Source organism: Thiomicrospira aerophila AL3 (genome assembly GCF_000227665.2).
Taxonomy (GTDB): Bacteria; Pseudomonadota; Gammaproteobacteria; order Thiomicrospirales; family Thiomicrospiraceae; genus Thiomicrospira; species Thiomicrospira aerophila.
This window is the reverse complement of the sequence record NZ_CP007030.1, coordinates 173630-187131: the sequence shown is the minus strand read 5'-3', so window position 1 is coordinate 187131 and position 13502 is coordinate 173630. Positions and strand designations below refer to the sequence as shown.

The following is a 13502-nucleotide window of genomic DNA, read 5'->3' as shown; positions in this document are numbered from 1 at the left end:
AGACCTACGACATTTCGTAATAAATAAACGCTATATCGTAAATCTATTTTATTTCGTAGAAAATTGCAAGGAAAATAATTAATCAAATAATCCACAAAGCTTTTAAAAACAATAACTTAAAAATTAAATTCACTAACTGGCATGTGCGATGCTCAGTATAGCCTGACTAAATGCTAACGCTAACTCGAGGAGCATCATCATGACCATAAAAAGCCTAACTAACGCATTCGATAAAAAAAGCAGCTTATTGCACGTTAAAAATTGCACCTGCCCGATCTGTCAAACCGAAAAATCAACTAACCAACCATCGGCATCGGCTCGCCAAGCGCATATCGAGCAACAGGCTGATCAATTTAAAGTCACCACACACAAAACAAACACCCCAGCTCAGTTCGACTCAAGCGAAGCCATGCTTGATCGCGCTATTGAAAACGCGGTAGTGCGCTCGGTCTTTAATCACAACGAATTATCACGTCGTAGTTTTTTGAGTATGGTCGGTGCCGGTACGGCCGCGGCCGCCATTAGCAGTGTGTTTCCATTAAACGAAGCCAAGGCGGCTATTAAAGAATCCTTAGGGCCATTGGAAAAAAGCCGCCTCAACATTGGCTTTGTACCGATTACCTGTGCTACACCCATTATTATGGCTGAACCCATGGGCTTTTATGACAAGTATGGCCTCAGTGTGAATCTCGAAAAAACCGCTGGTTGGGCAGTCGCACGTGATAAATCACTGGCCCGTGAATATGATGCGTCACATATGCTTACCCCTATGCCGCTTGCCATGACCATTGGGGCGGGTTCGACATCACGACATTTCATTATGCCGGCAGTCGAGAATGTCAACGGTCAAGCCATCGTGCTACACAATGATCACAAAGACAAACGTGACCCCAAACAATGGAAAGGTTTCCGTTTTGGCGTGCCTTTTGAATATTCCATGCACAACTTCTTGTTGCGCTATTATGTGGCTGAACATGGTCTTGACCCAGATCAAGATATTCAAATTCGTGTTGTACCGCCACCTGAAATGGTCGCTAATTTGCGCGCAGGCAACCTGGATGGCTATTTATCACCCGACCCGTTTAACCAGCGCGCCGTTTGGGAAAACGTGGGCTTTATACACATGCTTACCAAAGACATTTGGGATAAGCATCCATGCTGCGCCTTTGCCTGTAGCCAAGAGTTCGCTACCCAAAATCCAAACACTTATGGTGCTTTGCTGAGAGCGATTATTGATGCCACACATTATTCGTCAATTCATGAAAATCGCCGCGAAATTGCGAGCGCGATTGCACCACGTAATTATCTTAACCAACCCGTGCCTGTTATAGAACAAGTTCTCACTGGTCGTTTTGCCGATGGTTTAGGTAACATTCAGGATGTTCCAGATCGAATCGACTTTGACCCTTTCCCTTGGCACTCGATGGGGGTATGGATTTTGACTCAAATGAAGCGCTGGGGCTATATTAGTGGCGACATCCAGTATAACAACATTGCTGAGCGCGTATACCTAGCCACTGAAACAGCGGAAATCATGCGCGAACTGGGTCAGACCCCTCCCTCTGAAACCTATAAAACCCACACTATCATGGGTAAAACCTTTGATCCAGCAGAGCCTGAGGCCTATATCAACAGCTTTGCCATTGGTCGCAAGGGATAAGGAGGCATTATGTTAAAGTCCGTTAATCTAAAAGCCACCCTTGTTAGTCTCGCACTGCTGATTGTATTACTGGGTAGCTGGGAGCTAGGCACCTATTCAGCCAATTCCAGCATGAGTCGGGAATTGACCGAATATGAAATGCTAATGGGTCTTGGCGCTCCAACAGCAGCGGTACCACCACCGTCTCAAATCATTGCACTTGGTATCGCAGAGTTATCTAACCCATTCTATGACGCAGGACCCAATGATAAAGGCATTGGGGTGCAACTAGCCCATTCTGTCTATCGCGTACTTGTGGGATTTGCATTGGCCGCAGTTATTGCTATACCTCTAGGATTTGTTATTGGTATGTCACCAATGATGTACAAGGCGCTTAACCCCTATATCCAAGTACTGCGTCCTATTTCACCCTTGGCATGGATGCCTTTAGCCTTATTTATTATTCAAGACTCTGAGTTATCCGCGATTTTTGTAATTTTTATTTGCTCCATTTGGCCAATGCTACTTAATACTGCCTTTGGCGTCGCCAGCGTACGCAAAGATTGGATTAATGTTGCCAAAACCCATCAACTTTCACCGGTGCAAACGGCTTTTCAAGTAGTGCTCCCTGCTGCTGCACCGACCATCTTGACCGGCATGCGTATTTCGATTGGTATTGCTTGGCTCGTTATTGTTGCCGCAGAAATGCTGGTGGGCGGTACAGGTATTGGTTATTACGTTTGGAACGAATGGAACAACCTTGACCTCGCACGCGTGATCTTTTCAATCTTCATGATTGGCGTCATAGGCATGATTCTCGACATGATCTTGGCTGCTGGCGCACGTATGGTTGCCTATCAAGAATAAAAATACTAAGGAGTAACACCATGACAAAGTTTTTAGAAATTCAAGGGTTACGCAAAAGCTACCCAACTCCCGATGGCAAAGAGGTGTCAACGGTTTTTGAACACGCCAACTTTAGCATTGAAAAGGGTGAATTTGTATGTGTCATCGGACATTCAGGTTGTGGTAAATCAACTATCTTAAACATCTTAGCAGGCCTGGATGAGGCTAGCGATGGTTTGGTACTCATGGATGGAAAGGAAATTACAGGACCCAGCCTGGAGCGCGGGGTGATTTTCCAAAACTACAGTTTATTACCCTGGAAAACCACCCTAGATAACATTATTTTTGCAGTGAGAGCCCGTTGGCCTAGCTGGGACAAGTCGAAGGTTGAAGCTCATAGCAAACGTTATTTGGAGCTGGTTGGACTGAGCCATGCTCTGGATCGCAAACCTGCACAGCTATCGGGCGGTATGCGCCAACGCGTGAGTATTGCGCGTGCATTTGCTACCCAACCTCAGCTACTGTTAATGGATGAACCCTTTGGTGCGCTAGATGCATTAACACGCGGCGTCATCCAAGAGGAGCTAATTAAAATTTGGGAAGAGTCCAAGCAAACTGTATTCATGATTACTCATGATGTAGATGAGGCAATCTTGCTATCAGACCGAATTTTGCTAATGTCAAACGGCCCCAAAGCACAGATTGCAGAATCGGTAAAGGTCAGTATTCCACGACCCAGAACCCGGACCGACATTATTCATGATGAAAATTATTACAAAATTCGCAACCACTTGGTGGACTTCCTGGTCAATCGCTCGAAAGGCTTATCAGGCAGCGTATGTGACGTGAAACCTGACCACCAACCTTTAACCGTAGACTTAGCTGCAAGTTAATTATCCTTAGGAGATAGCATTATGATGACTAAAACAACGATGACTGAAACCATTATTCTGGCTAAGCATGAGCTTGGCGTAAGTTGGGGTGAGATGGCCGCAGCTTGTGGCTTAAGTGAAGTGTTTGCAACCTCAGCCTGCCTAGGTATGAACAGTCTAAAAGCGGAACCGGCACAAAAACTCGCTGCATTCTTAAAGTTAGGTGATGACATCGCCCTAGCATTACAAGAATGTCCGCATAAAACGTGGGATAAATCCGTGCCCACCGATCCATTGATTTATCGTCTTTATGAAATTGTAGGGGTGTACGGTCCTACCATGAAAACCCTTATTCATGAAAAATTTGGCGATGGCATTATGAGCGCCATTGACTTCACGATGCATATCGATAAGGAAGAAAATCCAGCGGGTGACCGTGTAGTCATTAGCATGAACGGTAAGTTTCTACCTTACAAGTCTTGGTGATGAAGATTAAGTAACCACAACTCCACTTTGGCGATTAAGCTTGCCGAAGGGAGTTGATTCTTGCCTTGACGAATGCGTACCAATTGATAAGGTCTAGCTTGATATCGGTTTGAGTCATTTGAACTCGTATTTGGCTGGCTCACTTCCGATATCAACACGCCTACAGGCGTTTGATCTTCTAGCCATGCCCACAACTGATGGTGCGGCTGTTCAAAATCACACCACCAGGCCTGGTACTGCAGGCGACTGAGCGCTACAAACTCAGCAAGTGTTTTAAGATGCTGTGGCTGGGATGTTAACTGTAATTGAGCGCAATTCATAACGGCAACAGATTGCTCAATCCAACTTTGATAAAGTGATTCCACATCAGTAAGATAACGACACTCACCTATCTGCTCAGCGGCCTCAGTATCCAAAAAAGCTGCGAGTGCATACACATCTTCCAACAATGCAATCATCGACTGACACTGCATAGGACGGCAAGGCAGTTGTGCCAGAGTTCGGTGCAATCGGCAACCAATCAGAGCCGGGAAGCGTGCGGCTAAGGCCAACGCCATTGAATTGACACGCGGCAACTGACTCAACCCTGCGAGTCGTTGCTTATCTACCAAGCAGGTATCAATCTGATCCAGAATAATTGGCGAAACCTGACGCAACCGCAGCTGGCGCAAAAAGCGTGCGCCCTCTTGCTGCGACTCAACACCCAAAGCCGCCATTAAATCTGATCGTTTACCATTTAGCAGGTGCTGAAGATCTATTTCCTGACCAGGCATACTCACTAATTTCCACGCCATAACCGGCGCCTGATCCAACACTTCCAATAACTGTGGATAGCGCGCTGCATAATGGAGAAGGCTTAATTGGTGCGTTTCAAACAACGCAACACTCTCTTTAATCCATGCAGGAATCGCAGACTGCCAGCGCTGCAAACGCCCATGCTCTGACCAGGATAACAAATTAAGTTTAGCGGGATAACGTGGGATGGCCGCCTGATCGGTGAGCATCTCATCCCAACTGGGAATGCGCAAATCGGGATGTTTTTGATCTAGCAGACTATAGGGCAGAATAATCCCGCCCGCATCATCCTCAAATAGATGACGATTTAGCCAAGAACGGACTCGCGCATCCATGATTAACTCGACGCGTCAGAGAATGACTTAATCACCAGGCCTGCTAAGGTCAAACCAAAAATACCTGGCATGTAACTCGCCGTACCATTCACTACACGCCCACGAGCATTGGCAATGGCTTCCATAGGACCAGGCTCCTTTGGGAGCTCTGTTGAGAACACCACTGGCACACCTTTTTTAATGCCTAGCTTCTTTAGACGCTGTCGCATGACTCGAGCGAGACCGCAGGTATGCGTAAGACTAATATCTGTCACCATAATTTTGGTGGGATCAACCCGCCGACCCGCACCCATGCTAGAAAAAATGCGTTTTCGCTGCTTTACGGCTTCAGCAACCAATGCCACCTTACAGTTAAGACTATCAATTGCATCAATCACAACATCAAAGGGTGCCACAAGTTCTGCCATAGATTCAGGAGCAAAGAACACAGCTCGGCAATCAACCTGACAACTAGGATTAATCTGTGCAATTCGATCTGCCATCACCGCTACTTTTAATTCGCCTAACGTATTGTCGAGTGCAACAATTTGACGATTCTTGTTGGATGCCGATACGCGATCATGGTCAACAAGCGTTATGTTTTCAGCCCCGGCTCTCGCTAAGGCTTCGGCAACAAATCCACCCACACCGCCTACACCAGCAATTAATATCTTAGCATTGGCAAGATCAAGCAGAACCTGATCACTAAAAACCAACAAACTGCGTTCAAACAAAGGATCACTTAAATTCATTTCAATGACTCATCAATAACTGTTGGGTAGTATTATAAATTTGAACTGCAACCTCTTCATCACTAATTCGATAGGCAAGTGCCAAATCCTTGATTAATGCAAGCATGCCCAAACGAGGATCATTACAAACATTATGATGGTTTAAATTTGGAAAATCAGACTCCACTACCCAAACACTTAAAGGAAACTGCTGATAAAAAGCATGACGCTTAGTTAGATTAGAAGAAAGTATTCGCGGGTTTAATCCCAATTTAAGTCCCAAAGACACGAATCGTTTTGCTTCATGTTGCCTCAGTGGAAAACTATGTATAACCCCTTTGACTCGAGATGGTCGCAAAATAGAATATAAATCGTTAAAAGCTTTTACACAGTGAACTGAAACAGGCAAACTAAACTCTACGGCCATAGCTACCTGAGCTTCAAAGCAGGCCTGCTGATCAATTTTATTGTTAGCGTTACGGGAATAATCAAGGCCAATCTCACCTATCCCATAAATTGAAACACCGGATTCTATTATCAGTTGCCTAAGGCTATTCAGATCAGATTCAAAATTGCGTTCAATAAACCAGGGGTGTAAGCCGACAAACGGATAAACTTTTAAGTGTTGATTTAATGAAGAATAGTAAGAAAAGTACAGCGATGTTTTTAAATCTACAGCGACAGCAATGACATTAGATATATCAACAGATTTAGGATAAGAAATACTGTCTAGGTGGGCATGACTGTCAAACAACAACATAAATTTTAGATTTAAAAAAACCGGCTTGCGCCGGTTTTAGACTATTCTGCTTCTGCCGTAGCAGCTGGAACATCCGAAACAGGACGATCAACTAACTCAACAATCGCCATAGGCGCATTATCACCAGCACGGTAACCGCACTTAAGAATACGGATATAACCGCCAGGACGTCCCTGATAACGAACACCTAAATCGGAAAATAACTTACCTACAGCCGCTTTACTACCCAAGCGTGCAAATGCAAGACGACGGTTATGCACACTATCTTCTTTTGCAAGGGTAATTAAGGGTTCTGCAACACTACGCAATTCTTTTGCTTTCGCTACCGTTGTTTTGATCACTTCGTGCTCAATTAAAGAGGCAGACATGTTTTTGAACATCGCCTTACGGTGCGAGCTATTGCGGTTTAATTTACGACCACTCTTACGATGACGCATAATAGCTTCCTTCTAAAATTACGCTGACTCTTTACCCACCAAACTTGATGGTGGCCAATTGTCTAATTTAGTACCCAAACCTAAGCCACGCTGAGCAAGAACATCTTTGATTTCTTGTAATGACTTTTTACCAAGGTTTGGCGTTTTTAATAAATGCGCTTCAGTACGTTGTACCAAATCACCAATGTAGTAAATCTGTTCTGCTTTCAAACAATTTGCTGAACGAACAGTTAATTCAAGATCATCAACAGGCTGTAAGAAGATTGGATCGTAATCATTCTCTTCTTCCTGTGGAGCCTCAACTTCTTGGTGTTTTAAATCGACAAACGCATTAAGCTGATAGTGTAAAACTGTTGCAGCTTGTTTAATAGCATCTTCGGGATCCAAAGTACCATTAGTAACGACATCTAAAATCAGTTTGTCTAAATCGGTACGCTGCTCAACACGTGCATTCTCAACCGAATAACTAACCGTATGAACCGGGCTAAAACTTGCATCAAGACGCAAGAACCCAACAGTACCTGCAGCCTGCTCGTTCTGAGTTGCAGCAGAGTAACCAATACCCTTCTCAACCTTCAACGTCATCACTAATTTAGCGCCATCTCCAAGATGTGCAATCACTAAATCTGGATTACAAATTTCAGTATCATGGTCTACCTGAATGTCTTTAGCACGCACAACAGCAGGACCTGTCATAGACAAAGTCATCTCACTAGACTGACGAGCATTCAACTTAACTGACACTTCTTTAAGGTTTAATAGAATCTCAAGTACATCCTCACGAACACCCTCAATAGTTGAGTATTCATGCAATACACCATCAATCTGAACCTCGCTTATAGCAGCACCAGGCATTGACGACAATAATATACGTCTTAGTGCATTGCCTAGCGTGTGACCAAAACCACGTTCTAGTGGTTCTAGTGTTACACGACTATGCGTTGAACTGATTCTTTTGATGTCAACAAGACGCGGGGTTAACAATTGTTCTAACATCTCTTGCATCAGGAGTTATCTCCAAAATTTTCTATTACTTAGAATAAAGCTCTACGATCAAGTTTTCAGAAATATCTGAAGATAAATCACTACGATCAGGCACAGACTTAAATGTACCTTGGAAAGCCTTGGCATCAACTTCTAACCATGAAGCTTGCCCCATCTTCGCAGAAAGCTCTAATGCTTGAGCAATACGTGTTTGGTTACGAGCCTTTTCACGAACCGCAACAACATCACCTGCTGATACTTCATAAGAAGGGATGTTGACAGTTTGACCATTGACTTGGATAGCCTTGTGGGAAACCAACTGACGAGCTTCAGCGCGTGTTGCAGCAAAACCCATACGATAAACAACGTTATCTAAACGGCTTTCGAGAATCTGCAAAAGGTTAACACCAGTAGAACCCTTACGACGATCCGCTTCCTTATAATAGAGACGGAACTTCTTTTCTAGAACACCATAAATACGACGAACTTTCTGCTTTTCACGCAACTGGGTACCGTACTCAGTTACACGAGCACGACGAGCACCATGCTGACCTGGAGCCTGATCAATTTTACATTTTGAATCAATGCTACGAGCGCCGCTTTTAAGGAACAAATCAGTTCCCTCGCGACGTGCTAATTTACACTTTGGACCAATATATCTTGCCATGAAATTATTCCTTAAACACGACGTTTCTTAGATGGACGACAACCATTATGAGGAATAGGCGTCACATCAGAAATCGATGTAATTTTAAATCCAGCACTATTTAAACCACGAACAGCAGAGTCACGGCCAGGACCAGGTCCTTTTACCATTACATCCATATTCTTGACGCCGTATTCATGTGCCATTTGACCAGCACGTTCTGCAGCAACCTGCGCAGCGAAAGGTGTACTTTTACGAGAACCACGGAAACCACTTCCACCAGCTGTTGCCCAGCAGAGTGCGTTACCTTGACGGTCTGTAATCGTTACAATAGTGTTGTTGAAAGAAGCATGAACATGCGCTACGGCATCATTGACGACCTGCTTAACTTTCTTTTTTGCACGTGTATTTGCTTTTGCCATAATTTATCTCAGCTATGCTTATCTTTTAATTGGTTTCTTTGGACCTTTACGCGTACGCGCATTAGTCTTAGTGCGCTGTCCGCGTAGAGGTAAGCTACGGCGGTGACGAATACCACGGTAACAACCCATGTCCATTAAACGCTTAATATTCATCGAAACCTGACGACGTAAATCGCCTTCGATCTTATATTTAGCAATTTCAATACGTAATGATTCCAACTGATCCTCAGACATGTCTCTGACTTTAGTAGTTGGGTCAATGTTTACTGCATTACACAAATTCTGTGCTGTAGTTTGACCAATTCCATAGATTGATCTTAAACCGATAACAATATGCTTGTTTAACGGTAAATTTACGCCGGCAATACGTGCCATATTGACGCTCCCTAAAAATTCTGTTTTACGAAAACGAGCGATTATACCCGTTTTCGCGATCAAAAACTAGACAATAATGAACTACTATCGCCCTTTTAAATTTGCTTTCTTCATCATACTTTCATATTGACCGGACATTAACTGAGCTTGTATTTGAGTCATAAAGTCCATTACTACTATCACGATAATAAGTAAGGCAGTTCCACCAAAATAGAATGGAACATTCCAATAAAGAATCAAAAACTCAGGTAATAAACACACTGCGGTTATATACACTGCGCCAGCAAGTGTTAATCGACCCATTATGGTATCAATATATCTTGCTGTTTGAGGTCCTGGTCTAATACCAGGTAAGAAAGCACCAGACTTTCTTAAATTATCAGCGGTATCTTTTGGATTAAAAACAATCGCTGTATAAAAAAAGCAAAAGAACATGATTGCAAGAGCATAAAACATTATGTACAAAGGCTGGCCAGGAGCCAATGTTGTAGCAATATCCTTAAGCCAACTCATGTTCTCAGAAGAACCAAACCATCCACCAAGCGATGCTGGGAATAAGATAATACTAGAAGCAAAAATAGGAGGTATAACCCCAGCCATATTTAACTTCAGTGGTAAATGCCCTTCCTGACCACCATAAAGCTTACGTCCGCGCATTCTCTGTGCATATTGGACAGGTATTCTACGCTGACCCCTCTCCACAAACACAACAAATGCTGTTACAGCAGCAACGAGTAATAATAAAATGATTACAGTAATTGCATGCAATGCGCCAGTATGAACCTGCTCTAGGGTTCCACCTAGTGCTGAGGGTAACCCAGCGACGATACCTGCAAAAATAATCAACGAGATACCATTACCGATACCACGCTCAGTTATTTGTTCTCCCAACCACATCAGAAATATGGTTCCACTTACTAGCGTGACAACTGCCGTTACCATAAATAATGCGCCAGGATTTACAACAACAGGCATACCATTTATGTTTTGGGCTTGTAATGCAATCGATACACCTATAGCCTGAAAAGTTGCCAAGACAACAGTTCCATAACGAGTATATTGAGTTATCTTACGTCGCCCAGCCTCACCCTCTTTCTTGAGTTGCTCAAGTGTTGGTGAAACTGCTGTAAGTAGTTGCATAATAATTGCGGCAGAAATGTAGGGCATTATCCCCAAAGCTAAAATGGATAAGCGCTCAAGCGCACCGCCCGAAAACATGTTAAACATGTCAAGAACGGTACCTCTTTGCTGCTCAAACATTGCTGCAAGTGCAATCGGATCAATTGATGGTACTGGAATATGGGTCCCAAGTCTAAAGACGATTAGAGCTCCAAGTACAAATAACAAACGTGCCTTTAAATCACCCCAACCTTGAGAAGAACTACTGGATTGAGCTATTGCAGGACTATTCATATTTTATACTTCTACACTTCCACCAGCAGCAACAATAGCTTGCTTAGCAGACTCTGTAGCCTTTATTCCATTTAATTTAATTGCACGAGTTATTTCACCTGAGTTAATAACCTTAACAAAACGGATCTTTTCACCAATTAAGTTTGCCGACTTCAAAGTTGCCACATCAATTTCAAATGCTTCAAGTCGATTCAAGGCATCAAGACGTATTTCAGCAGTAACCATTGCCTTCATAGACGTGAAACCGACTTTTGGCAAACGACGTTGAATTGGCATCTGACCACCTTCAAACCCGACCTTATGGAAACCGCCAGAACGCGATTTCTGACCCTTATGGCCACGACCACCCATTTTACCAAGTCCAGAACCCTGACCACGACCTACACGTTTACGTGCGCGCTTGGTTCCTTCAGAAGGCGCTAATGTATTTAAAAACATCTTAGGCTTCCTCTACTTTTAATAAATAAGAAACTTTATTAATCATTCCACGGTTTTCAGGTGTATCAATAACTGAAACAGTGTGATGCATTCTGCGTAAACCTAAACCTTTTACACAAGCAATATGGTTTGGTAAACGACCAATTGTACTTTTGATTAAAGTAACTGTAAGTTTTTTTTGCTCAGCCATATTATCCACCTACAATCTCATTAACAGACTTACCACGCTTCGCAGCGATATAATCAGGTGAATGCATTGACGTAAGTGCATTAACTGTTGCTCTTACAACGTTTACCGGACGCGTTGTACCGATACATTTAGCAAGTACGTTTTTAACACCCGCAGCTTCAAGTACAGAACGCATACTTCCGCCTGCAATAACACCTGTACCTTCAGATGCTGGAAGCATAACAATTTTAGCTGCACCTTGTTCAAAACTAATTGGGTATTCAAGCGTTCCATTGTTAAGATGAACATTACGCATGTTACGACGTGCCTGGTCCATTGCTTTTTTAATTGCAACAGGCACTTCACTTGCCTTACCACTTCCGAAACCAATGCGACCCTCGCCATCACCTACAACTGTAAGCGCTGAAAAAGAAAACACGCGACCACCCTTAACCACTTTAGCTACACGACGAACTGAAACTAATTTTTCGATTAAGCCGTCTTGACCATCTTGCAATTCTTGTGAAGACATAATCAACCCTTATCTTAAAACTCTAGACCATTAGCACGTGCAGCGTCAGCTAGGACTTGCACACGACCGTGGTATTTAAAACCGGAACGATCAAAGGCTACTTTGGTCACGCCTGCTGCTTTGGCTTTTTCAGCAATTGCCTTACCAACAACCTCTGCAGCGGCTTTATTACCGGAATATTTAACTCCACTCTTTACTTCTGCTTGAACAGTTGAGCTAGAAGCTATAACAGTGGCACCATCAGCAGCAATCAACTGAACATAAATATGACGTGGAGTACGATTTACGCACAAACGTGGCATATTCAATTCACTAATCTTTGCACGTGTCTTTTTTGCACGACGAAGTCTTGCTTGTTTACTATCCATGATTAACCAACCTTATTTCTTCTTAGCTTCTTTACGCAAAATACGCTCATCAGCATACTTAACACCCTTACCTTTATAAGGCTCTGGTGGTCTGTAACCACGAATTTGCGCAGCAACCTGCCCAACAACCTGCTTATCAGCACCGCGGACAATAATTTCTGTTTGACTTGGTGTTTCAGCTGTAATGCCTTCAGGAAGTTGATGCGCAACAGGATGTGAAAAACCGAGCGTAAGGTTTACAACATTACCCTGAACCTGGGCACGGTAACCAACACCAACCAACTGCAAACGTTTCTCAAAACCTTGAGTAACGCCGACAATCATATTATTAACAAGTGAACGCGCAGTACCAGCCTGCGCCCATCCATCAACAGCATTACCTTTTGGCGAGAAGCTTAAAACACCACCATCATTGCTAATACTTACTGACTTATTAAGTGGACCTGTAACAGTACCCTTGGCACCTTTAACAGAAACTATTTTATCTTCTATCTTTATTTCAACACCAGCTGGTAGGGTAATAGAAGCTTTTGCTACTCTAGACATGAACTTCTCTCCTTAAGCCACAAAGCAAATAATCTCACCACCAACACCCGCCTCACGAGCTTGACGATCAGACATAATGCCTTTTGAGGTTGAAACAACTGCTACTCCAAGACCACCAATTACTTTTGGCAATTCATCTTTGTTTTTATATACGCGCAAACCTGGACGGCTCACACGTTTTAGCAGTTCAATAACAGGTTGACCCTGAAAATATTTAAGATCAAGAGAAAGTGTTTGCTTACCATCTAAATCTTTAATATCAAATTTTTCAATATAGCCCTCATCTGCTAACAACTTAGCAACTGAAGCCTTTAATTTCGAAGACGGCATAGTGACATTTTTGTGTCCTGCCATTTGGCCGTTTCTGATACGCGTTAACATATCAGCAATTGGATCTGACATACTCATAATTAAAATCCTACCAGCTAGCTTTTCTTAAACCAGGTACGTCGCCCTGCATTGCATATAAACGAAGCATGTTACGTGATAAACCAAACTTCTTGTAAACACCATGCGGTCTACCTGTTAGTTTACAGCGACGTTGCTGCCTTACAGGTGATGCATTACGTGGCAGGCGAGCTAACTTATCCATTGCTTCCATACGCTCTTCGTATGAAAGTGACATGTCAACTGATTTAGTTTTTAACTCAGCACGTTTTTCAGCATATTTTGCAACAGTCTTTGCACGTTTAACTTCGCGCATTTTCATTGAAGTCTTTGCCATTTCAA

At 43.2% G+C, this 13502-nt stretch carries 20 protein-coding genes; 4 read left to right on the top strand and 16 right to left on the bottom strand.

The genetic code is table 11. From position 1 onward, the window contains the following. The first annotated feature begins 199 nt into the window (after positions 1-199). Genes THIAE_RS00900 through cynS form a run of 4 tightly spaced genes read left to right on the top strand, consistent with a single transcriptional unit; the run spans position 200 to position 3843 of the window. Positions 200-1660: an ABC transporter substrate-binding protein gene (locus THIAE_RS00900; RefSeq protein WP_006459579.1), complete on the top strand. Its 1461-nt coding sequence runs from the start codon at positions 200-202 to the stop codon at positions 1658-1660. Between the two features lie 9 nt (positions 1661-1669). Then, on the top strand, positions 1670-2506 hold the full coding sequence (gene ntrB, locus THIAE_RS00895) for a nitrate ABC transporter permease (protein WP_006459580.1): 837 nt from the start codon (positions 1670-1672) through the stop codon (positions 2504-2506). Between the two features lie 20 nt (positions 2507-2526). After that, positions 2527-3378 (top strand): ABC transporter ATP-binding protein, encoded by an 852-nt coding sequence (locus THIAE_RS00890; RefSeq protein ID WP_006459581.1) that lies wholly within the window; start codon positions 2527-2529, stop codon positions 3376-3378. Positions 3379-3399: 21 nt separating this feature from the next. Then, complete coding sequence (gene cynS / locus THIAE_RS00885) at positions 3400-3843, top strand: cyanase (RefSeq protein WP_006459582.1); 444 nt, start codon at positions 3400-3402, stop codon at positions 3841-3843. On the opposite strand, the gene THIAE_RS00880 is transcribed toward cynS, so the two are convergent. From THIAE_RS00880 to rpsN, 16 genes are all read right to left on the bottom strand, one after another. Beyond that, positions 3828-4973: a hypothetical protein gene (locus THIAE_RS00880; protein WP_006459583.1), complete on the bottom strand. Its 1146-nt coding sequence runs from the start codon at positions 4971-4973 to the stop codon at positions 3828-3830. The genes cynS and THIAE_RS00880 overlap by 16 nt on opposite strands. Positions 4974-4975: 2 nt before the next feature. Beyond that, positions 4976-5704, bottom strand: coding sequence for a tRNA threonylcarbamoyladenosine dehydratase (locus tag THIAE_RS00875; protein ID WP_006459584.1), 729 nt, complete (start codon positions 5702-5704; stop codon positions 4976-4978). Position 5705: 1 nt separating this feature from the next. Further along, positions 5706-6443, bottom strand: coding sequence for a TatD family hydrolase (locus THIAE_RS00870; RefSeq protein WP_006459585.1), 738 nt, complete (start codon positions 6441-6443; stop codon positions 5706-5708). Positions 6444-6484: 41 nt separating this feature from the next. Continuing rightward, on the bottom strand, positions 6485-6880 hold the full coding sequence (gene rplQ, locus THIAE_RS00865) for a 50S ribosomal protein L17 (RefSeq protein WP_006459586.1): 396 nt from the start codon (positions 6878-6880) through the stop codon (positions 6485-6487). An 18-nt stretch (positions 6881-6898) separates the two neighbouring features. After that, on the bottom strand, positions 6899-7885 hold the full coding sequence (locus THIAE_RS00860; RefSeq protein WP_006459587.1) for a DNA-directed RNA polymerase subunit alpha: 987 nt from the start codon (positions 7883-7885) through the stop codon (positions 6899-6901). Positions 7886-7910: 25 nt separating this feature from the next. Then, positions 7911-8531 carry a 30S ribosomal protein S4 gene (gene rpsD, locus THIAE_RS00855; RefSeq protein WP_006459588.1) on the bottom strand — a complete coding sequence of 207 codons (621 nt, stop codon included), beginning with the start codon at positions 8529-8531 and terminating at the stop codon, positions 7911-7913. Between the two features lie 11 nt (positions 8532-8542). After that, positions 8543-8932 (bottom strand): 30S ribosomal protein S11, encoded by a 390-nt coding sequence (gene rpsK, locus THIAE_RS00850; RefSeq protein WP_006459589.1) that lies wholly within the window; start codon positions 8930-8932, stop codon positions 8543-8545. A gap of 18 nt (positions 8933-8950) precedes the next feature. Further along, positions 8951-9307, bottom strand: a complete 357-nt coding sequence (gene rpsM, locus THIAE_RS00845; protein ID WP_006459590.1) for a 30S ribosomal protein S13 — start codon at positions 9305-9307, stop codon at positions 8951-8953. Between the two features lie 84 nt (positions 9308-9391). Beyond that, entirely contained in the window at positions 9392-10720 is a 1329-nt protein-coding gene (gene secY, locus THIAE_RS00840) for a preprotein translocase subunit SecY (protein ID WP_006459591.1), read from the bottom strand. Positions 10721-10723: 3 nt separating this feature from the next. Continuing rightward, complete coding sequence (gene rplO, locus THIAE_RS00835; protein ID WP_006459592.1) at positions 10724-11158, bottom strand: 50S ribosomal protein L15; 435 nt, start codon at positions 11156-11158, stop codon at positions 10724-10726. Position 11159: 1 nt separating this feature from the next. Then, entirely contained in the window at positions 11160-11348 is a 189-nt protein-coding gene (rpmD, locus tag THIAE_RS00830; RefSeq protein WP_006459593.1) for a 50S ribosomal protein L30, read from the bottom strand. A 1-nt stretch (position 11349) separates the two neighbouring features. After that, positions 11350-11859 (bottom strand): 30S ribosomal protein S5, encoded by a 510-nt coding sequence (gene rpsE, locus THIAE_RS00825; RefSeq protein ID WP_006459594.1) that lies wholly within the window; start codon positions 11857-11859, stop codon positions 11350-11352. A 14-nt stretch (positions 11860-11873) separates the two neighbouring features. Then, positions 11874-12227, bottom strand: a complete 354-nt coding sequence (rplR, locus tag THIAE_RS00820; protein ID WP_006459595.1) for a 50S ribosomal protein L18 — start codon at positions 12225-12227, stop codon at positions 11874-11876. A 12-nt stretch (positions 12228-12239) separates the two neighbouring features. Beyond that, entirely contained in the window at positions 12240-12773 is a 534-nt protein-coding gene (rplF, locus tag THIAE_RS00815) for a 50S ribosomal protein L6 (protein WP_006459596.1), read from the bottom strand. Between the two features lie 12 nt (positions 12774-12785). Further along, positions 12786-13181 (bottom strand): 30S ribosomal protein S8, encoded by a 396-nt coding sequence (gene rpsH, locus THIAE_RS00810; RefSeq protein ID WP_006459597.1) that lies wholly within the window; start codon positions 13179-13181, stop codon positions 12786-12788. Between the two features lie 10 nt (positions 13182-13191). Then, the gene (rpsN, locus tag THIAE_RS00805; RefSeq protein WP_006459598.1) at positions 13192-13497 is read right to left on the bottom strand and encodes a 30S ribosomal protein S14; all 306 of its coding nucleotides are present in this window, start codon (positions 13495-13497) and stop codon (positions 13192-13194) included. Between the last annotated feature and the right edge of the window lie 5 nt (positions 13498-13502).